Source organism: Serratia sp. AR11 (assembly GCF_056376275.1).
The window spans coordinates 5,118,873-5,139,864 of the sequence record NZ_CM150739.1; the positions used below are offsets into that span (position 1 = coordinate 5,118,873).

General features: G+C 56.5%; 19 protein-coding genes. 6 read left to right on the plus strand and 13 right to left on the minus strand.

Annotated elements, in window-relative coordinates; all coding sequences use genetic code 11:
* Positions 1–63 precede the first annotated feature (63 nt).
* Entirely contained in the window at positions 64–1,215 is a 1,152-nt protein-coding gene (locus ACSOSI_RS24230; protein WP_261422755.1) for a Fic family protein, read from the plus strand.
* Positions 1,216–1,270: 55 nt separating this feature from the next.
* Here the strand turns inward: ACSOSI_RS24230 and ACSOSI_RS24235 are convergent, their stop codons facing one another.
* Positions 1,271–2,539 (minus strand): cytosine deaminase, encoded by a 1,269-nt coding sequence (locus ACSOSI_RS24235; protein WP_368461266.1) that lies wholly within the window; start codon positions 2,537–2,539, stop codon positions 1,271–1,273.
* A gap of 304 nt (positions 2,540–2,843) precedes the next feature.
* Between ACSOSI_RS24235 and nirB the strand changes: the two genes are divergently transcribed.
* From nirB to cysG, 4 genes are read left to right on the plus strand one after another with little or no spacing between them, the layout of a single operon-like run.
* Positions 2,844–5,393, plus strand: a complete 2,550-nt coding sequence (gene nirB / locus ACSOSI_RS24240; RefSeq protein ID WP_261422754.1) for a nitrite reductase large subunit NirB — start codon at positions 2,844–2,846, stop codon at positions 5,391–5,393.
* Positions 5,390–5,716 (plus strand): nitrite reductase small subunit NirD, encoded by a 327-nt coding sequence (nirD, locus tag ACSOSI_RS24245; protein ID WP_012147273.1) that lies wholly within the window; start codon positions 5,390–5,392, stop codon positions 5,714–5,716. The genes nirB and nirD overlap by 4 nt, the downstream gene beginning before the upstream one ends.
* Positions 5,717–5,745: 29 nt before the next feature.
* Entirely contained in the window at positions 5,746–6,546 is an 801-nt protein-coding gene (gene nirC, locus ACSOSI_RS24250; protein ID WP_115183612.1) for a nitrite transporter NirC, read from the plus strand.
* Between the two features lie 49 nt (positions 6,547–6,595).
* A complete protein-coding gene (gene cysG / locus ACSOSI_RS24255; RefSeq protein WP_261099998.1) occupies positions 6,596–7,999 on the plus strand; it encodes a siroheme synthase CysG in 1,404 nt (467 codons plus the stop codon).
* Between the two features lie 51 nt (positions 8,000–8,050).
* Here cysG and trpS read toward each other — a convergent pair whose 3' ends face one another.
* The 12 genes from trpS to pilM all read right to left on the minus strand — a co-directional run bounded on the left by trpS (position 8,051) and on the right by pilM (position 18,291).
* The gene (trpS, locus tag ACSOSI_RS24260) at positions 8,051–9,055 is read right to left on the minus strand and encodes a tryptophan--tRNA ligase (protein WP_012147276.1); all 1,005 of its coding nucleotides are present in this window, start codon (positions 9,053–9,055) and stop codon (positions 8,051–8,053) included.
* Positions 9,056–9,057: 2 nt separating this feature from the next.
* Complete coding sequence (locus ACSOSI_RS24265) at positions 9,058–9,756, minus strand: phosphoglycolate phosphatase (protein ID WP_218218327.1); 699 nt, start codon at positions 9,754–9,756, stop codon at positions 9,058–9,060.
* On the minus strand, positions 9,749–10,426 hold the full coding sequence (rpe, locus tag ACSOSI_RS24270) for a ribulose-phosphate 3-epimerase (RefSeq protein ID WP_012147278.1): 678 nt from the start codon (positions 10,424–10,426) through the stop codon (positions 9,749–9,751). The genes ACSOSI_RS24265 and rpe overlap by 8 nt, the downstream gene beginning before the upstream one ends.
* Positions 10,427–10,489: 63 nt before the next feature.
* Complete coding sequence (gene dam / locus ACSOSI_RS24275) at positions 10,490–11,302, minus strand: adenine-specific DNA-methyltransferase (protein ID WP_012147279.1); 813 nt, start codon at positions 11,300–11,302, stop codon at positions 10,490–10,492.
* 255 nt (positions 11,303–11,557) lie between these two features.
* Complete coding sequence (locus tag ACSOSI_RS24280; RefSeq protein WP_476706270.1) at positions 11,558–12,580, minus strand: SPOR domain-containing protein; 1,023 nt, start codon at positions 12,578–12,580, stop codon at positions 11,558–11,560.
* Between the two features lie 155 nt (positions 12,581–12,735).
* A complete protein-coding gene (aroB, locus tag ACSOSI_RS24285) occupies positions 12,736–13,836 on the minus strand; it encodes a 3-dehydroquinate synthase (RefSeq protein ID WP_218218325.1) in 1,101 nt (366 codons plus the stop codon).
* A gap of 91 nt (positions 13,837–13,927) precedes the next feature.
* Positions 13,928–14,449 carry a shikimate kinase AroK gene (gene aroK / locus ACSOSI_RS24290; RefSeq protein WP_004391482.1) on the minus strand — a complete coding sequence of 174 codons (522 nt, stop codon included), beginning with the start codon at positions 14,447–14,449 and terminating at the stop codon, positions 13,928–13,930.
* Positions 14,450–14,799: 350 nt separating this feature from the next.
* The gene (gene hofQ, locus ACSOSI_RS24295) at positions 14,800–16,041 is read right to left on the minus strand and encodes a DNA uptake porin HofQ (RefSeq protein WP_476706271.1); all 1,242 of its coding nucleotides are present in this window, start codon (positions 16,039–16,041) and stop codon (positions 14,800–14,802) included.
* Positions 16,038–16,400 (minus strand): DUF2531 family protein, encoded by a 363-nt coding sequence (locus ACSOSI_RS24300; protein ID WP_218218323.1) that lies wholly within the window; start codon positions 16,398–16,400, stop codon positions 16,038–16,040. Before ACSOSI_RS24300 ends, hofQ begins: the two co-directional genes overlap by 4 nt.
* Positions 16,393–16,920: a hypothetical protein gene (locus ACSOSI_RS24305; RefSeq protein ID WP_476706272.1), complete on the minus strand. Its 528-nt coding sequence runs from the start codon at positions 16,918–16,920 to the stop codon at positions 16,393–16,395. The genes ACSOSI_RS24300 and ACSOSI_RS24305 overlap by 8 nt, the downstream gene beginning before the upstream one ends.
* Positions 16,913–17,449 (minus strand): PilN domain-containing protein, encoded by a 537-nt coding sequence (locus tag ACSOSI_RS24310; RefSeq protein WP_476706273.1) that lies wholly within the window; start codon positions 17,447–17,449, stop codon positions 16,913–16,915. Before ACSOSI_RS24310 ends, ACSOSI_RS24305 begins: the two co-directional genes overlap by 8 nt.
* Complete coding sequence (gene pilM / locus ACSOSI_RS24315) at positions 17,449–18,291, minus strand: type IV pilus biogenesis protein PilM (RefSeq protein WP_476706274.1); 843 nt, start codon at positions 18,289–18,291, stop codon at positions 17,449–17,451. Before pilM ends, ACSOSI_RS24310 begins: the two co-directional genes overlap by 1 nt.
* 122 nt (positions 18,292–18,413) lie before the next feature.
* Here pilM and mrcA point away from each other — a divergent pair, with 122 nt between their 5' ends.
* Positions 18,414–20,972 (plus strand): peptidoglycan glycosyltransferase/peptidoglycan DD-transpeptidase MrcA, encoded by a 2,559-nt coding sequence (gene mrcA / locus ACSOSI_RS24320; RefSeq protein WP_112364264.1) that lies wholly within the window; start codon positions 18,414–18,416, stop codon positions 20,970–20,972.
* Positions 20,973–20,992 lie beyond the last annotated feature (20 nt).

The following is a 20,992-nucleotide window of genomic DNA, read 5'->3' on the forward strand; positions in this document are numbered from 1 at the left end:
AATGAGCGCTCGTGTTATTAAAGGGTTGTTTAATAACGTTCAGCCTTATTAAAGGAGAGTTTAATGAAGCGCACATCTGGCCGATTTATGACAACCCAGAGTCATCATGAAACCGTTAATGCCTTTGTGCCTGTGCCTTTACCGCCATCTGCTCCTGTCCTTGATTCCCAAGCCTATCAACAACTCAATGCCCGAGCTGAACTTGCGTTGGCCAGACTATCAGGTATGGCTGGCCTGGTGACATCGGGGGAGTGGCTCATCTACAGTGCAATACGGCGAGAAGCATTACTCACCTCTCAGCTTGAAGGGACTCAGGCGACGCTGACAGATGTTTTTGATGAAGAAGCCGGATTGTCTGTAACCAATGCGAATGATGTCGAGGAAGTCACCCGGTATCTGCAGGCATTCAGGTTTGTCCGCGAGCAGATACTCTCTCCGACGGGATTACCTGTATCGGTCCGCTTACTCACAGAGGCCCACAAAGTTCTCCTGGATGGCATTCGGGGTACCAATAAGCAGCCAGGCAGTGTACGAACCAGTCAGAACTGGATTGGCGGTACGCGACCAGGTAATGCGGCGTATGTTCCACCACCACCAGAGCATGTCACCCGTTTACTGGCAGATCTTGAGATTTTTATACACGATGAAGCACCTACCTTGCCCCCCCTAGTGAGGATAGCTTTGGTGCACGCCCAGTTCGAAACCATTCACCCTTTTCTTGATGGAAATGGCCGTATAGGTCGTTTGCTGATCGCCATGTTACTTGAGACATGGAAACTTTTGCCTGAGCCATTATTGTATCTGTCAGGATATCTGAAAGCTCATCAGGCTGAGTACTACCGTTGTTTATCTGAAATCAGGATCAATGGGGACTGGGAGTCGTGGGTGGCTTTCTTTCTTGAAGGGGTTGAAATAGCGGCAGAGGAAGCACAACGAAGCATCATTCAGATAGCTTCGTTGATCGCAACTGACAGGAAAAAAATTCTCGCGACTACATCAAGTACATTACAAACGCTGCGCCTTTTTGAGTTATTACCCACCATGCCGAAATTGACTGTGGAACGCGCTCAGGCGGAGTTAGCCGTCTCCTTCCCTACTGCCAGCGCCGCCGTCAAAGCGCTGGAAAATGCAGGGATCCTGATGGAAACGACAGGCCGGCTAAGAGGCAAAAGCTACGTCTATCAGGCCTATGTAGATGTATTGCGCAATGATTAACAACAATGTGTGATAGAGCATTGGTAACCAAAGAAAATTGGTCGGCAGCCCGCTCTCAACGCCGGAAATCCACCTTCTCATCCTGCGCCAGATACAGAGTGGTTTCTGCCGGCAGGGTTTCGGCAATCACCGTGCCCTGACGTATCGAGTAACGCACCGGCGTCTGTCGGCGCACCGCATCAAAGCCGCTATCGGCCGGTAATATCACCAGATTGGCGCTGTTGCCAGCCTTCAAACCATAGTCGGTCAGGTTCAGAGTACGTGCACTGTGGCTGGTAATCAGTTTCAGCCCGTCGTCGATCTGGCCATATCCCATCAGTTGGCACACGTGCAGCCCCATATGCAGCACCTGCAGCATATTGGCAGTGCCCAGCGGGTACCAGGGATCGAACACATCATCATGGCCGAAGCAGACGTTAATTTCCGCCTCCAGCATCTCCTTCACCCGGGTGATGCCACGCCGTTTCGGGTAGCTGTCGAAGCGCCCCTGCAGGTGAATATTGACCAGGGGGTTGGCGACAAAGTTGATGCCGGACATTTTCAGCAGGCGGAACAGCCGTGAAGTGTAAGCCCCATTGTAGGAATGCATCGCCGTGGTGTGACTGGCAGTGACCCTGGCGCCCATATCCAGCTTCAGCGCCAACGCCGCCACGGTTTCGACAAAGCGCGACTGTTCGTCGTCTATCTCATCACAGTGAACATCCACCAGCCGATCGTATTTCTGCGCCAGGGCGAATGCCTTGTGCAGGGACTCCACGCCGTACTCGCGCGTAAACTCAAAGTGCGGAATGGCTCCTACCACATCGGCCCCCAGCCGCAGCGCCTCTTCCAACAGCGCCTCGCCGTTGGGATAAGACATAATGCCTTCCTGTGGAAAAGCGACGATTTGCAGCGTGACCCAGGGTGCGACTTCCTGTTTCACTTCCAGCATCGCACGTAGCGCGGTCAGGGTCGGGTCAGAAACGTCAACGTGCGTACGCACGTACTGTACGCCGTTGGCGATCTGCCATTTCAGCGTCTGCCAGGCGCGCTGTTTGACGTCCTCGTGGGTCAGAAGCGCCTTGCGCTCGGCCCAGCGCTCAATGCCTTCAAACAGGGTGCCTGACTGGTTCCAGGCCGGTTGCCCGGCGGTCTGGGTGGTATCCAGATGGATATGCGGTTCGACAAACGCCGGCAGCGCCAGCCCGCCCTGTGCATCCAGCACGTCGCTGCGCCATTCCCGCCCTTCCGGCTGCGGCACGATATGGGCGATGCGCCCCTGCTCAATGGCCAATTGCCACAGCCCTTCATGCCCGCTCAGACGCAGGTTATCGATAAACTTCAATGGACTCTTGGCCACCCTTCACCTCTGCTGTTCCAGCCTGTTTCATTCATCATACTGGCAGCTCATCCTACTGACAAAGACGCCAATAATTTATTACCCCCACCCATTACTCCCGAATGGGTAGAATTCGCATTAACTGGCTCGTTTCAGCTAAAGATGAATAAAAACCGCAACTTATCAAATAACGATAAAAATCATTCATATACCACATTAGAGGTATATGGAGGGGCGCTTGATTTGCATCAATAAATTGCCCACAGGGAGGAATAAGGTAACGCTAGGAAACCAGAATTTTGAGGCAATAATGAGCAGAGTCAAACTCGCTGTCATCGGCAATGGCATGGTCGGCCACCGGTTTATCGAAGATCTGTTGGAAAAAGCAGACAAAGACCAATTCGATATCACCGTATTTTGCGAAGAACCGCGCATCGCCTACGATCGCGTACACCTTTCTTCTTATTTCTCCCACCACACCGCCGAAGAACTTTCACTGGTACGTGAAGGCTTTTACGAGAAGCAGGGCGTGAAGGTTTTGGTTGGTGAACGCGCCATCACCATTAACCGCAGCGAGAAAGTCATTCACTCCAATACCGGCCGCACCGTCTACTACGACAAACTGATCATGGCCACCGGTTCTTATCCGTGGATCCCACCGATTAAAGGCTCCGAAAGTCAGGACTGTTTCGTCTACCGCACCATTGAAGATCTGAACGCCATCGAAGCCTGCGCGCGCCGCAGCAAACGCGGTGCGGTGGTCGGCGGTGGCCTGTTGGGGCTGGAAGCCGCCGGTGCGCTGAAAAGCCTCGGTGTTGAAACTCACGTCATCGAGTTTGCGCCGGTACTGATGGCCGAACAGCTCGACCCGATGGGCGGCGATCAACTGCGCCGCAAGATTGAACGCATGGGCGTCAAAGTCCATACCGGTAAAAATACCCAGGAAATCGTCAACGGCGGTGAACAGGCGCGCAAAACCATGCAGTTTGCCGACGGCACCGCGCTGGAAGTGGACTTTATCGTCTTCTCCACCGGCATCCGCGCCCAGGACAAGTTGGCCCATCAGTGCGGTCTGGCCACAGCCCGCCGCGGCGGCATCGTGATTAACGACAGTTGCCAGACCTCCGATCCTGACGTTTACGCCATCGGCGAATGCGCCTCATGGCGTGAGCGCACCTTCGGACTGGTAGCCCCAGGCTATAAAATGGCGCAGGTTACCGCCGACCATCTGCTGGGTCGTGAAAATACCTTCATGGGTGCCGACATGAGCGCCAAGCTGAAACTGCTGGGCGTCGACGTCGGCGGTATCGGTGATGCTCACGGCCGCACCGAAGGCGCACGCAGCTACGTCTATCTGGACGAGAGCAAAGAAGTTTATAAACGCATCGTGGTCAGCGCCGACAACAAAACCCTGCTGGGCGCAGTACTGGTGGGCGACACCAGCGACTACGGCAACCTGCTGCAGCTGGCACTGAATGCTATCGAACTGCCGGAAAATCCGGACGGCCTGATCCTGCCGGCGCATGCAGGCAGCAAACCGGCCATCGGCGTCGATTCACTGCCGGAAAGCGCGCAAATCTGTTCCTGCTTCGACGTCAGTAAAGGCGATATCATCAAAGCGGTCAGCATGGGTTGCCATACCGTGGCCGCGCTCAAGTCAGAAACCAAGGCCGGTACCGGCTGCGGCGGCTGTATTCCCCTGCTCACCCAGGTGCTGAACGCCGAATTGAGCAAACAGGGCATTGAGGTGAACCACCACCTGTGCGAACACTTCGCTTATTCACGCCAGGAGCTGTACCACCTGATCCGCGTCGAAGGCATCAAATCCTTCGACGAACTGCTGGCCAAATACGGCAAGGGCTACGGTTGCGAAGTCTGTAAACCGACCGTCGGCTCGCTGCTGGCCTCGTGCTGGAATGAGTACATTCTCAAGCCGCAACACACGGCGCTGCAGGACACCAACGACAACTTCCTCGGCAATATCCAGAAAGACGGCACCTACTCGGTGATCCCACGCTCCCCCGGCGGCGAAATTACCCCGGAAGGGTTGATGGTGGTTGGCCAGATCGCCAAGGAATATAACCTTTACACCAAGCTGACCGGCTCCCAGCGCATCGGCATGTTCGGCGCACAGAAAGACGATCTGCCGGCCATCTGGAGCAAACTGATTGCCGCCGGTTTTGAAACCGGCCACGCCTACGCCAAGGCGCTGCGCATGTCAAAAACCTGCGTCGGCAGCACCTGGTGCCGCTTTGGTGTCGGTGACAGCGTCGGTTTTGGCGTCAAACTGGAACATCGCTACAAGGGCATTCGCACCCCGCACAAAATGAAGTTTGGCGTTTCCGGCTGTACCCGTGAATGCTCCGAAGCTCAGGGCAAAGACGTCGGTATTATCGCAACCGAAAACGGCTGGAACCTGTACGTATGCGGTAACGGCGGGATGAAACCACGCCATGCCGACCTGCTGGCAGCCGATCTCGACCGCGAGACGCTGGAGCACTACCTCGATCGCTTTATGATGTTCTATATCCGCACCGCCGATAAACTGCAGCGCACCTCGGTATGGCTGGAAAGCCTGGAAGGCGGTATCGATTACCTGCGTAAGGTGATTATTGACGACAAACTGGGGATCAACGACCAACTGGAAGCCGAGATCGCCCGCCTGCGCGATGCGGTTGTCTGCGAGTGGAAAGAAACCCTGGAGCACCCTGAAACCCAGGTGCGCTTCGCCCACTTTATCAACAGCAACCTGCGCGATCCTAACGTCCAGGTGGTCACCGAGCGCGAACAGCACCGTCCGGCACGTCCGGATGAACGCATTCCCGTCACCCTGCTTGAAGCCGAGGAGAACAACGTATGAGCCAGTGGACAACCCTTTGCGCCATCACCGATATTCTGCCTGGCACCGGCGTGTGTGCCCTGGTCGGCGACCAACAGGTGGCGATTTTCCGCCCCTTTGCCGACGAGCAGGTGTTTGCCATCAGCAATATTGATCCCTTCGCCCAGGCCAGCGTGTTGTCACGTGGGCTGATTGCCGAACATCAGGGTGAGCTGTGGGTCGCCAGCCCGCTAAAAAAACAGCATTTCCGCCTGCACGACGGCTACTGTCTGGAAGATGACAGCCGCTGCGTCGCGCATTTCACCAGCCGGGTTGTGGACGGCATGGTGCAGGTCGCGGCCTGATATTTTTATTTAACCTCAGGGGAAGCAGCATGTTCACCGATACCATCAACAAATGTGCCGCCAACGCGGCGCGCATCGTCAGGCTGGCAAAGCACAGCCCGCTGGGCTTTTGGATCAGCTCGGCGATGGCCGGAGCCTACGTCGGCCTCGGCATCATTTTAATCTTCACCCTCGGCAACCTGGTCGATCCATCACTTCGCCCGCTGGTGATGGGTGCCACCTTCGGCATCGCGCTGACGTTGGTGATCATTGCCGGGTCGGAGTTGTTCACCGGTCATACCATGTTCCTGACGCTGGGCGTCAAAGCCGGCACCATTACGCAGGGCCAGATGTGGGCCGTATTGCCGCAAACCTGGCTGGGTAACCTGTTGGGCTCGGTGCTGGTGGCGCTGATGTATTATTACGGCGGCGGCAGCCTGTTGCCGGTGGACACCAGTCTGGTACATAGCGTGGCACTGGCGAAAACCACTGCACCGGCAGAAGTGCTGTTCTTCAAGGGAGTGCTGTGTAACTGGCTGGTTTGCCTGGCGATTTGGATGGCTATCCGCGTTGAGGGTGCCGCCAAATTCATCGCCATCTGGTGGTGTCTGCTGGCCTTTATCGCCTCCGGTTATGAACACTCGGTCGCCAACATGACGCTGTTTGCCCTGTCCTGGTTCGGTAATCACAGCGAAGCCTATACCCTGAGCGGGATCGGCCATAATCTGCTGTGGGTGACGCTGGGCAATATCCTGTCCGGTGCCGTGTTGATGGGGCTGGGTTATTGGTACGCCACCCCGCGCGCCGAACGGCCACAGGCTGATAAAGCCGTAGCTCGCCAGACTGCATAATATTCCGGGGCGCCTTGCGCCCCACTGCTGATTGCCCCGAGGATTGCCGATGGATTACCTGCCGATTTTCTGCCAACTGCAACACAAAGCTTGCCTGCTGGTCGGTGGCGGCGAGATTGCCGAGCGCAAGGCTCGCCTGCTGCTGGACGCCGGTGCGGCTCTGACCGTCAACGCCTGTAGCTTCACCCCACAGTTCCACGAATGGGCAGCTCTTGGCCGCCTCACGCTGGCGGCCGGTGAATTCAGCGCAGAGTTACTGGCGGAAAAATGGCTGGTGATCGCCGCTACCGACAAGGTCGAGGTCAATGCGCTGGTGTACCAATGTGCCAACCAGCAGCGGGTATTTTGCAACGTGGTCGACGATCCGAAACGCGCCAGCTTTATCATGCCGTCGATTATCGATCGCTCGCCGATTATGGTCGCAGTGTCCTCCGGCGGTAAAGCCCCGGTGCTGGCACGACTGCTGCGCGAAAAGCTGGAAGCCGTACTGCCCCAACATCTTGGCAAGTTGGCACAGTTGGGCGGTTCACTGCGTCAGCGGGTGAAAAAACACTTCAGCGACATCGGCTCACGCCGCCGTTTTTGGGAAAAGCTGTTTGCCCACGATCGGCTGGCACAATCACTGGCCAATAATGACGTAGCGCTGGCGGAGCGGCAAATTGAGCAACTGTTTAGCCATCAACCGCAAGAGTGCGGCGAAGTGGTGCTGGTGGGGGCCGGGCCGGGCGATGCCGGGTTGCTGACGCTGAAAGGCCTGCAGCAAATCCAGCAGGCCGACGTGGTGGTTTACGACCGGCTGGTGTCTGATGAAGTCATGACGCTGGTGCGCCGCGATGCCGAACGCATTTTTGTCGGCAAACGTGCGGGCCACCATTGCGTGCCGCAGGAGCAGATCAATCAAATTTTGCTGCAGCAGGCGCAGCTCGGTAAACGCGTGGTGCGGCTGAAAGGCGGCGATCCCTTTATCTTCGGCCGCGGCGGTGAAGAGCTGGAAACCCTGGCCGACGCCAATATTCCGTTCTCGGTGGTACCGGGCATTACCGCCGCCTCCGGTTGTTCGGCCTACAGCGGCATTCCCCTCACCCATCGCGACCACGCCCAGAGCGTGCGGCTGGTGACCGGCCACGCCAAGAGTGACGGCGGATTGGACTGGTCAACGCTGGCCGCCGGGCAACAAACTCTGGTGTTTTACATGGGCCTGACGCAGGCGGCGGACATCCAACGCCAACTGATCGCCCACGGCATGCCTGCCGCTACGCCGGTGGCGTTGGTAGAAAACGGCACTTCCTGCCGCCAGCGGGTCATCGAAGGTGAATTGAGCCAACTGGGGACGCTGGCCTTACAGGCTGCCAGCCCAAGTTTAATCATCGTCGGCAGCGTAGTCAGCCTGCGCAGCAAGCTGAACTGGTTCTCAAGCCAGGAGCCGTCGCAACCACTGGCGCAAATGGCCTGATACAGACGTAAAAAAAGCGGCCGGTGGCCGCTTTTCTTTTTGCTCGGAGCTTCACTGCGGGGAAACAAAGCCCACCGCCTGGTAAACCTTCGCCAGCGTTTCCTGAGCGCGTGCACGGGCCTTGGCAGCGCCATCACGCATCACTTGCTGCAGCAGGGCCTCGTCATTACGGAAACGATGATAGCGCTCCTGCAGCTCACCCAGCATGCCGGAGACCGCGTCAGCGACGGCGCCTTTCAGGTGGCCGTACATCTGCCCTTCAAACTCGGCTTCCAACTGAGGGATGCTCTTGCCGGTCACGCCGGAGAGAATATCCAACAGGTTGGATACCCCCGCCTTGTTCACCACGTCATAACGCACCACTGGCGGCTCTTCCGAGTCGGTCATCGCGCGTTTGATCTTTTTAGCTACCGCTTTCGGATCTTCCAGCAGGCCGATCACGTTATTGCGGTTATCGTCCGACTTGGACATCTTCTTGGTCGGCTCTTGCAGCGACATCACGCGGGCGCCGGACTTGGGAATAAACGGCTCAGGCACTTTGAACACGTCACCGTACAGCGCGTTGAAACGCTGACCGATGTCACGGCTCAACTCCAGATGCTGTTTCTGGTCTTCGCCGACCGGCACCTGGTTGGTCTGGTACAGCAGGATATCCGCCGCCATCAATACCGGGTAGCTGAACAGGCCGGCGTTGATGTTCTCTGCATAACGAGTGGATTTGTCCTTGAACTGGGTCATGCGGCTCAGTTCGCCGAAATAGGTGTAGCAGTTCAACACCCAGCTCAGCTGCGTGTGTTCCGGTACGTGCGACTGCACGAAGATGGTGCTTTTTTGCGGATCGATACCACAGGCCAGATACAGCGCCAGCGTATCGAGCGTGGCTTTACGCAATTTTTCTGCATCCTGACGTACGGTGATCGCATGCAGGTCAACGATGCAGTAGATGCAGTCGTAATCATCCTGCATTTTTTCCCACTGACGCAGTGCACCCATGTAGTTGCCAATGGTCAGTTCACCGGACGGTTGCGCGCCGCTAAATACGATGGGCTTACTCATGTTTAAATTTCCTGATTCTCTAAAGATGACAGCCCAAGAGCGGGCAACAAATCGGCAAAGCGCTCCAACACGCGGTCGGGATGGCTCAGGGCAATGGCCTCGCCGTAGTTATAACCGTAAGTCAGCGCGGCGCTTGGGCAACCTGCCCCCTGTGCCGCCTGAATATCATTGCGGGAGTCGCCGACAAACAGCAACTCGTTGGCGCGCAGGCCAAGCTTGCCGAGGACCAGATACAGCGGCGCCGGGTGCGGTTTCTTTTCCACCACGTCGTCACCGCCGATAATCAGCGAGAAGTAATCAATAATGCCCAATGCGGCCAGCAACGGCGCAACAAACGGCGTTGGCTTGTTGGTCACCAGCGCCATCGGGTAATTTTGCGCAGCCAGTTGAGCCAGGGTTTCTTTCACCTGTGGGAACAGGCGACTGCCGCTGTCGACGGTTTGCGCATAGAAATGATCGAAACGCTCGCGAAGCTGCCCGCAGTGTTCCGGCGTGACTTCCACTTCTGCCCAGCGCAGCGCACGCTGTACCAGCACGTCGGCGCCGTTGCCAATCCAGGTGCCCACTCGGGCCTCACCGGCCTGCGGCAGGCCCATTTCCGCCAATGCCAGATCGATAGCAGCTGCCAACCCCGGCGCGCTGTCTACCAGCGTGCCATCGAGATCGAAAGCCAGAGCGCGGATGGCTCCAAAATCAGCCATGCGTCACCTTCGCCAACTCGCTGCGCATTTCGTCGATCACCCGACGATAATCCGGCTTGCTGAAGATGGCGGAACCTGCGACAAACATGTCCGCACCGGCGGCAGCGATCTCGGCGATATTGTCGACCTTCACGCCACCATCCACTTCCAGTCGGATATCACGACCGCTTTCGTCGATCATTTTGCGCACCTGACGCAGCTTATCCAAAGTGCCATGGATAAACGACTGACCGCCAAAACCAGGGTTGACCGACATCAACAGGATCACGTCGATTTTATCCATCACGTAATCGAGGTAGCTGAGCGGCGTTGCCGGATTGAACACCAGGCCGGCTTTACAGCCGTGCTCTTTAATCAATTGAATGGTGCGATCGACGTGTTCGGAGGCTTCCGGATGGAAAGAGATGTAACTGGCGCCCGCTGCAGCGAAATCCGGCACGATGCGGTCGACCGGTTTCACCATCAGGTGAACGTCAATCGGTGCGGTGATGCCGTAATTACGCAGCGCCTGACAAACCATCGGCCCGATGGTCAGATTGGGAACGTAGTGGTTATCCATTACGTCAAAATGCACTACGTCGCCGCCTGCGGCCAACACGTTGGCAGTATCTTCACCCAGACGGGCAAAGTCTGCTGACAAAATGGACGGGGCAATCAAAAATTTTTTCATCCGCTATCTCCAAACGTAGGGTTCGAAATCCATAGGATAACTACGCCGGGGCGTAACCCCGGTTTAACGATACAGCGCTAAAAGCTCGTTCACTTTGCTGCGACCAAGAATATTGCGGCTGATGGTACGGCGCGCTTTCACCACGTACAGCGAGGCGTGCTGGTACCAGTCACGCGTCAGCTCGGTATCATGGTTGGAAATCAATACCGGCACCTGACTTTCTACCGCAAGCTGGTGCGCCATCAGCGCCAGGCTCTGCTGGTCGGCCATGCTAAAGCTGTTGGTGTGGTAGGCGGTAAAATTCGCCGTCGCCGATAATGGCGCATACGGCGGATCGCAATACACCACGGTACCACGCTCGGCTTTTGCCATGGTATCGCGGTAATGCTCGCAGACAAAAGTGGCGTTGCGGGATTTTTCAGCGAACCAGTACAGCTCGTCCTCCGGGAAGTACGGTTTCTTATAACGTCCAAACGGCACGTTGAACTCCCCGCGCAGGTTATAGCGGCACAGGCCGTTATAGCAGTGGCGGTTCAGGTAAAGAAACAGCAGCGCACGACGGTAAGCATCGGCACTCATATTGAACTCTTCGCGCAGCAGGTAAAACTGTTCTGACTTATTGAATTCATCGGTGAAAAGCAGGCGGGCATCACGCACGAAGTCATCCGTACGCAGTTTAACGATGTTATACAGATTAATAAGATCGCTGTTGATGTCGGCGAGAATATAGGCGTCGTATTCCGTGTTCAGGAAGACTGAACCCGCACCCACGAAGGGCTCGATTAAGCAGTCGCCTGCTGGTAGGTGACGACGGATCTCGTCCACCAGCGGGTATTTTCCACCAGCCCATTTTAAAAAAGCGCGGTTTTTCTTCATGCCGTCAATTAGCTACTTATTATACAATTCAGAGCGGCGGATTGTACTCTGTTTCAGACAGCACATCAGCGCACAAATTTAAGTGATTGATACCCTTCATCCTTCAAGCCGCAGCACCCTTGGCCACGCACAGTTATTCGGCCTGTCCGCAGGCAACTCCAGCCATCGGTCATGGGCGACTCTGTCCGCCCTGAGTAACAGGGGCGCAGTTTGTGCGCCCCTTCAATGCCTGAATGCAGCTTGAAATCTATCGGGTTACTTTTTCAGATCCTGCTGGACCTGACTTACAGGCCGGACCCAGGGTTTTTTCGCCTGAACATCTGCCGGCAGCGTCGCAATGGCACGCTTGGCTTCCGCAGAAGAGGCATAGTTGCCACTCACCAGCACGTACCAGGGTTTGCCGTCACGTTTAGTCGAATAGACCAGATAATGCTGTAATTTCTGCTGCTTGGCGTAGGCGTTCAAAGTATCGGAACGCGAGGCGCTGCTCAGTTGCAGAGTGTAATGGCTTGCCGGTGCAGACTGCAGCGAACCGCCGCTGCCGCTAACGGCTCCTGCCTTGGCGCTGGCTGCTCCCGCTTTGGCAGAAGAGGTTGGTGCCGGCGTATACACCGTGGTTGGCGATTTATGCTGTGTGGCCGTGGCCGTCGGCTTGCTGACGGTTTTCGCCGGTGTTTTATGTTGCTGTGACGCAGTACCCTGAACCGGGCGGACGGTTTCTTTCGCCACAGCGCCGTTCATCAGGGTTGCCGGAGCCGTTGGCAGCGTCGAAGCTGGACCCGTCATGCCCTGCGTAGCGGCATCAACCTGACCCTGCTGCGCTGACAATGCATCCGACATATTGCCCGGCAGATCGACACGCTGCTGCGCGCCGCCCTGCGGTGGCTGCGGTTGCGCTTCCGTCGGGGTGCTGGAGATCGGAGGAACGCTGACGGTTTGCGGCTGCGAGCTGCTGCTCACGCCGTTATTGTCATTGGTATCCGTGGTTCCGCCCGGAACACCGGTATTACCGGCAGTCAGTGACGAAGAACCTGACAGATTAATGTCCTTGGCTGCGCCATTCTGTGCGCTATCCTGTGCCGCCTCATGCTTGGTTGGCGCCTTCAACGCCGAGCCAATGCCGATAATCAGCAGCAACAGCACCAAAATACCGATACCAATCATTAAATGCTGACGTGAAATGGCAAAACGCGGTCCCGGAGCCGGTTTACGCGAACGTGCAGGACGACGATCGCTGCTATCAGGTCTGAGATCGTCTTCCGGTTTAAACTCATCCATCTGAAACCCTCCAACTAGAGGCAAAAGCCCACCACTGTATACCTACCGTGGCACGGGCAGATTAACCCGATGATGGCAAAGCGACGTCAGTCATGCTTTGCACATTAATTAATATAGATGTAAACGGCGGCTAAGCCACTGTTACTTCGTCCGATTTACTTAGACATTCCGTCAGGAAAGCAAGCTGCGATCGAAGCGAGCACCATATCATGCCCCACTCCGCCACGGACTTCCGCCTGGCCAATGGCCGTCGGCAGTACCAGGCGCAATTCACCGGCCAGGACTTTCTTATCGCGCATCATATGCGGCAGATAAGTTCCCGGAGCCATTTCCTGCGGGCCACACACTGGTAAACCGGCGCGCAACAACAGTGCTTTAATACGTTCAATATCTTCGCGGGAGAACTGGCCGAGACGGTGCGCGGTTTCTGCCGCCATCACCATACCGGCGGCAATGGCCTCACCGTGCAACCATACACCATAGCCCATTTCGGCTTCGATCGCATGGCCGTAAGTATGGCCCAGATTCAGCAGCGCGCGCAGCCCGCTTTCGCGTTCGTCAGCAGCAACCACTTCAGCTTTCAGCTCGCAGCAGCGACGGATACAGTAGGCCAGAGCCTGCATATCCAGCGCCACCAGGGCATCGATATTGTTTTCCAGCCAGACGAAGAAATCGTGGTCGAGAATAATCCCGTACTTGATCACTTCAGCCAAACCAGAGGAGAGCTCACGCGCCGGTAAGGTTTTCAGGCAATCGAGATCAACCACCACAGAAACGGGTTGATAGAAGGCGCCGATCATGTTCTTGCCGAGCGGATGATTGACGGCGGTTTTACCGCCAACGGAAGAGTCCACCTGCGACAACAGCGTGGTAGGGACCTGAATAAAGCGGACACCGCGCTGATAACAGGCGGCGGCAAAGCCGGTAAGATCGCCAATCACGCCGCCCCCAAGGGCAATCAGCGTGGTATCACGACCGTGCGGCTTTTCCAACAGTGCCGAGAACACCTGCTCGAGTACGGCCAGAGATTTATACTGTTCGCCATCAGGCAAAATCACCTGATCCACCATGACGCCTGCCTGCTCCAACACCTTCCGGACGCGGTCCAGATAGAGTGGCGCCAGGGTTTGGTTGGTGACCAGCATGACCTGTTCACCCGCCTTCAGCGGCATAAAAGAAGCCGGATCGTTAAACAATCCGGCGGCTATGGTTATCGGGTAGCTGCGCTCCCCAAGCGTTACGGTAATTCTCTCCATGTCGCGCTCAGTTCTCAATGTGGTTTATCCCCGCAACGCGGGGAACACAATCAGTCTTCCGCATTTGCCGTGGCGAACACGGAAACCGCTATCAGTTGCTTTCCAGCATGTTGATTATCTGGTTGGCAACCACTTTGGCGCTTTGATCGTCGGTGCGGATGGTGACATCTGCAATTTCTTCGTATAACGGATTGCGCTCTTTCGCCAGCGCTTCAAGCACTTCACGCGGAGGAGAATCAACCTGCAGCAGCGGACGCTTTTTGTCACGCTGGGTACGGGCCAATTGCTTCTCGATAGTGGTTTCCAGATACACCACTACGCCACGCGCCGACAGACGGTTACGCGTTTCACGCGATTTAACCGAACCACCGCCGGTAGCCAGCACGATGCCTTGCTTTTCCGTCAGTTCATTAATGACTTTTTCTTCACGATCGCGGAAACCTTCTTCACCTTCCACGTCGAATACCCAGCCCACGTCAGCTCCGGTACGTCGCTCAATTTCTTGATCGGAGTCGAAAAACTCCATATTGAGTTGCTGAGCTAACTGACGGCCAATAGTGCTTTTGCCGGCACCCATAGGCCCAACCAGAAAGATATTGCGTTTCTCTGCCATGTTTTTCGGTATTACTAAGACAATTCGTTAATGTTAACCCGCCCCGCCAATCAAATCAGCGGCGGGACCTAAACTGAAACCTCATGAACGATAGTGCGAGATCAGACGGAAAATTATCTCAACACTCTTGGTAGTTTGGCAACCGAATAAATCGCAATCCACGCCGCAGGAGGGAAACCATACGTTTTTAACGGCGTCTTGGCGCTAACAAAAAAACCTCGGTGCTCAATTCGGTAACCCTTGTAAGCTAAATCGGTCGCAGCGTCAAACGCAGATGCCCCGAAGGTGATAAAAAAGTGCATCTGCTCATCAACTTTAGGCGATTTCCCACGAACCGCACACCCGGTTGCTCAGGCCTTAATCAATGTCGGAGTAATGAATATCACCAGTTCGCGCCGTTTATGCTGTTTGCTGCTCTGTTTGAACAGGGATCCCAGCAGCGGCACGTCGCTAATTCCGGGAACCTTGTCTGCCCCCTCGGCGCTATGGCGCTGAAATACGCCACCCAAAACAATGGTTTCGCCATCTTTTACCGTCACCTGAGTTTTAATTTCCTGTTTATCTATCGCCAACGTTTCGCCGGCCGAACGGCTGATTGAACGCCCGGGCATGTTCTGGCTGATTTGCAACGTCAGGGTGATGCGGCCATTGGGCAAAATTTTCGGCGTCACCTCCATGCCCAGCACTGCTTCCTTGAACTCCATCGACGTCGCCCCGCTAGAGCCGCTGTTCACTTCATAGGGAATTTCAGTCCCCTGCTTTATGCTGGCGGTTTGCAGGTTCGCAGTCAGCAGGCGTGGGCTGGCAATGATTTCTACCCGGTTCTCCTGCTCCAAAGCCATTAACTCCAGATCCAATAATCGCCCGCCAATTCGCGCCAGATGGAAACCCGCGCTGACAGCACTGCGCTCCAGTGGTAACCCGACGTTAAAGCCGTCCATCTGCCATGAGCTGGCCGGCCGGTCGTCCGGAGCCAACCCCCAGCGCACGCCAAGCTCACGTAAACTCTCGCTGTTGATGGTGACGATATGCGCCGCCAATTGCACCTGAGCCAAAGGCGCATCCATTTCGCCGATCCTTTGCGTTAATAACGCCACGATCGGTGCTGTATCGCGGATCAACACCGCATTGGTGCGTTTATCTGCCACCACGCTGCCACGTTCGCTCAGCAATAGTCCGCCCTGCGCATTCAGGTTTTCAGCAACCTCTTCGGCATCGGCATGACTCAACGGCAGGGTTACGCTTTTCAGCGGCTGTTTTTGTGCCAACGCCTGCTGTTGGCGCTGCTTTTCTTGCTCATTGGGTTCAGGAGAGACCATCATGACATTCCCTTCCAGCGTCATTGACAACTTCCCCATACGCAAAATCACCGCCAGTGCCTGCTGCCAGGGCACATTATCCAACCTCAGCGTCAGGTTGCCCCCCACACCCGCAGAGGCGACCATATTCAGCTGTTGATAATCCGCCAACGCCTGCAACACCAGCGTAATGGGAGCCTCCTGAAACTCCAGCGAAACGGGTTCTTGCTCCTGTGCTGCACCGGCGATAACAACACCCCAGAGCAACCCGGCCAACCAACGGCATCCTTTCATTTTTCTTCCTTATGGTTTCTCAGGGGCAACACCACTGCATTCTCAGCGGCCGGACACAGCGGATCGCCCTGGTTCGCTTTCAGCGTTACTTGCCCCTTAACGACCTGCTCCACCCGCCAACGCCCGTCCAACAGGGTTTGTTGGGGTTTTAATCGCAGCCACTGCCCGGCGGTCGTAACCACCCAGGCATGGTGTAACGCCGCCTGCCCAATGGTGCCCTTCAATTGCCAGTTCACCGGTGACTCCGCCGCGCTCGGACAGTCGGGCAGGGGTAATGGCTTGAAAGGATCGCGTGGCTGAGGCTGGGCCATCAGCGCCAGAGGCAGCCACAGTAACCAGAACCCACAGCATTTATTCATTGGGGTTTACCGCCTCTGCTTCTGCCTCTGCCAAAGCCGCCTGGAGAATGAAATGCGCCGTCAGTTCCCCCACCTGCGCCTCAACGGTCATTTGATCAATACGCAACTGGGCTGGAAAACGCCCCAGCAGCCTTAATAAACTGCCGTAATTGAGATGCAGCATCAGGGTTTGGCGCGGCGAATTACCCTGCTGCTGCCAACGTTGCAGCCCGGCCCCCGCTAGTTGCAACGTGCTCGCCAAATCGCTATCGGCGGCAGGTGGGCGGCTGACCTGCTGCAGGCTTTGATTCACCTGATCCAGCGTCGGCATACGAGCCAGTTGCTCCCACAAGGGGGTCATCTGTTGCATCAGACGCTGCTGCTGCGCCTCGGTGTCTGCCAGTTGCTGCCATTTTCCTTGCAACAGCAGCAGGCCGAACAGCAGGATCAGGCTGCCCAACACCAGCCACTGGAAGGCCAACAGCTTCCACCCCGGCAAACTCAGCCCCCTCGCCAACCACAGCGGCAATGACTTATCCACCCGGCCCCCATTGCGCCATCAAGGTAAACGAGAACAGACCATCCTGACGCTGTACCACCTCTGCCAAGCGGTAGTTCTGTAACAGGGGTAACGCCGTCAGTTGCTGCTCAAACTGAAGCACCGCCTCATAACGCCGGCCAAGTCCCCGTAAAGTGATATTTTGCGAGTGGCTTTCCAGCGCGATAAGCCATAGCGAATCAGGTAGCGAAGTGGAGAGCTGCTGCAACAGCTGCAGATAACGTCGGTTATGCACCCGATTGTTGTCATACTGTTGCGCCAACGCAGTTAAACGCGCCAGACGCGCCACCGCCTGTTGCAATTGTTGATAACGCCCGGTCAGTTCTGCCTGCTGACCGATCAGCGTCAGCAGTGCCTCATGCCGCTGGGCCTGTTGCTGATTCAACAGGCCGAAAACCACCATCAGTACCGCCAACACCAGCACTAACTGCAAGATGAATATGCGTAACCAAAAGGCATAGCGGCGACGCTGGCACCGCATGCGCCAGGGCAAAAGATTAACCTGATACATCAGTTGTCCTCAGCGCGCAGCGCCAGCCCGCCGGCCAAAACAAATGCCGCCGGCAATGAAGGTAACGGGGGACGCAGCTGGCTGAAAGCGCTGAGCGGTGACCACGGCAAGCTTCCAGACGGAGGCTGCTCATCCATCACGCTGCTATAGTAAATCTGATGTTCGCCGAGCGATGGGCAGGCGGTACGCATTGCGGCCAACGCCTGATTTGCCTCGTCCGCTTCTCGAATCGATACCAGGCCATAGGCAAACTCCGCCCGGTGTGCGGTCACCCATAACCATTCTTCATCGAGGCGGTGCAGCAAACCGGCTTCGCCCGACACGCCTGCAGCCGCCGCCATCACGCGTAGGGCGCATGGGGCAATATCAACCACCTGCGGCTGTAAATTGGCCTGACGCAGACAGTTCAGCCACTGTTGCAGCTCTTGCTGACGGGCGGCGGTCAGCAGCAGAGTCGCGTGTTCGGGCAGGGATTGGCGGTAGTCCAGCGCCAATGTTTGGCTATCCAGAGGAAACTTTTTCAGCCCCTGGCTGGTGATGTAGTCACCGCGTGCCGGCTCTTTCAGCCTGGCGTCCGGCAGTGGCAACCTGTGCTGTAAAACCCGCTGCGCGGGCAGAGCAATGCGTAAGGAAATATGTCTTGGTAACTGAACCCGCCATTGGCGCAACGCCTGGATCAGCGCGTCGCTCTGCTCCAGACAGCCCTCACGCAGCACCGGTTGCGGCAACCTTTGTTGCCACCAGTGACGCAGTTGCCAGCCATTGCGACGGCGCTGTGCCGCCAGGGCACGAACGCAGTGACTTTGTATATCCAGCCCCACCTGCCATGCTTGAGTGATCATATTTTGCCCGACCTCCTTATCGTCAGATAACAAAAGAACATATCCATGTTGCAGGCTTGCCTTTATACTACCGCGCGGTTGTTTATAAACTGCCCAAATGACATGAAAATGGGAAATCTCAGGTGAAGTTCGTAAAGTATTTACTAATCCTTGCAGTGTGTTGCATCGTGTTGGGGGCAGCCTCGATTTTTGGCTTGTACAAATATGTCGAGCCACAGCTGCCTGACGTCGCAACGCTGAAAGATGTGCGGCTGCAAATACCGATGCAGGTTTACAGCGCCGACGGCGAGCTGATCGCCCAATACGGTGAGAAACGCCGTATTCCGCTAAAATTGAACCAAATTCCGCCGGTTATGGTGCATGCGTTTATCGCCACCGAAGACAGCCGCTTCTATGAGCATCATGGCGTCGACCCAATCGGTATCTTCCGTGCTGCCTCTATTGCGCTGGTCTCTGGCCATGCGTCACAGGGGGCAAGTACCATTACCCAGCAGCTGGCGAGAAACTTCTTCTTAAGCCCGGAACGCACCCTGATGCGCAAGATCAAGGAAGCCTTCCTGGCAATACGCATCGAGCAGATGCTGACCAAAGACGAAATCCTCGAGCTGTATCTGAACAAAATCTATCTGGGGTATCGCGCCTATGGCGTGGGTGCTGCGGCGCAGGTTTATTTCGGTAAAGACGTCAGTCAGCTCAGCTTAAGCGAAATGGCGACCATCGCCGGCTTGCCGAAAGCCCCATCAACCTTCAATCCGCTCTACTCTCACGATCGCGCCGTAGCTCGCCGCAACGTGGTGCTGTCGCGGATGCTGGATGAGCATTACATCACTCAGGCGCAGTTCGATCAGGCGCGCAGTGAAGAGCTGGTGGCCAATTACCATGCGCCAGAAATCAGCTTCTCCGCCCCCTATCTCTCCGAGATGGTGCGTCAGGAGATGATCAAGCGTTACGGTGACAATGCTTATACCGACGGCTATAAGGTCTACACCACCGTCACCAAAAAACTGCAGTTGGCGGCGCAGGACTCAGTGCGTAACAACGTGCTGGCGTACGATATGCGCCACGGCTACCGCGGCCCGTCCAACGTGCTGTGGAAAGTGGGTGAAGCGGCCTGGGACCAAAAGCAGATCGTCGATTCCTTGAAGAATCTGCCGAACTACGGCCCATTGTCGCCGGCGGTGATTGTTTCAACCAGCGCCGAAGAGGCAACGGCCATGATGGCAGACGGCAGCCATGTAGCGCTGCCAATGTCCACCATGCGCTGGGCACGACCTTACAGATCCGACACTCAGCAAGGCCCAACGCCGAAACGCGTCACCGATGTGGTGCAGGCCGGCCAACAAGTGTGGGTTCGCAAGGTGGGTGAAAACTGGTGGCTGTCACAGGTGCCGGACGTCAACTCCGCCCTGGTTTCGATCAACCCGAATGACGGCGCGGTGAAAGCCCTGGTCGGCGGGTTTGACTTCAACCAAAGCAAGTTCAACCGCGTGACTCAGGCGCTGCGTCAGGTCGGCTCCAATATCAAGCCCTTCCTGTATACCGCCGCGATGGACAAGGGCCTGACCCTGGCCACTATCCTCAATGACCTGCCGATCACCCGTTGGGATCCAGGTGCCGGTACCGACTGGCGGCCGAAGAACTCACCGCCAACTTACGATGGCCCGATTCGCCTGCGTCAGGGGCTGGGACAATCGAAGAACGTGGTGATGGTGCGCGCGATGCGTGCTATGGGCGTCGACTACGCAGCGGAATACCTGCAGCGTTTCGGCTTCCCGGCACAAAACATCGTGCATACCGAATCACTGGCACTGGGCTCGGCTTCGTTCACCCCAATGCAGCTGGTACGCGGTTACGCGGTGCTGGCCAACGGCGGTTATCTGGTGGATCCATACTTCATCACCAAGATTGAAGACGATAACGGCAACACCGTGTTCGAAACCAAGCCGAAGATTGTCTGCGACAGCTGTAATCTGCCGGTGATTTATGGTGACACTCACCGTTCGGCCGTGCTTTCCGAAGACAACATTGAAAATGTCGCGACGTCGCAGGAAGGCAAAAATGGCAACGTGCCAATGCCGCAGTTGGAGCAGGTAACCCCGGCTCAAGTCCAGCAGGACGGCGATCAGCAGTATGCGCCGCACGTTATCAGCACCCCGCTGGCGTTCCTGATGCACGATGCGCTGAACAGCAATATCTATGGCGAACCGGGTTGGATGGGTACCGCCTGGCGTGCAGGTCGTGATCTGAAACGCCGTGATATCGGTGGCAAAACCGGTACCACCAACAGTTCAAAAGACGCCTGGTTCTCCGGCTATGGCCCGGATACCGTGACGTCGGTATGGATTGGTTTCGATGACCACCGCCGTGACCTTGGCCGTGCAACGGTATCCGGTGCGATCCCGGATCAGGTTTCCGGCGGTGAAGGCGGTGCCAAGAGTGCGCAACCGGCATGGGATGACTTTATGAAAACCGCACTGGAAGGCATTCCGGAGCAGAAGGTCACTCCACCACCGGGCATTATCAGCGTTACCATCGACAAGAGCAGCGGTAAGCTTTCCGGCGGTGGCGGCGGCAGCCGTTCCGAGTACTTTATCGAAGGAACTCAGCCGACGGACTATCCTTCACGAGATACCGGCACTACGCTGACGGATCCCGGCGGCGAAAGCCACGAGTTGTTCTAACAAAAAAAGGGCCCAGATTC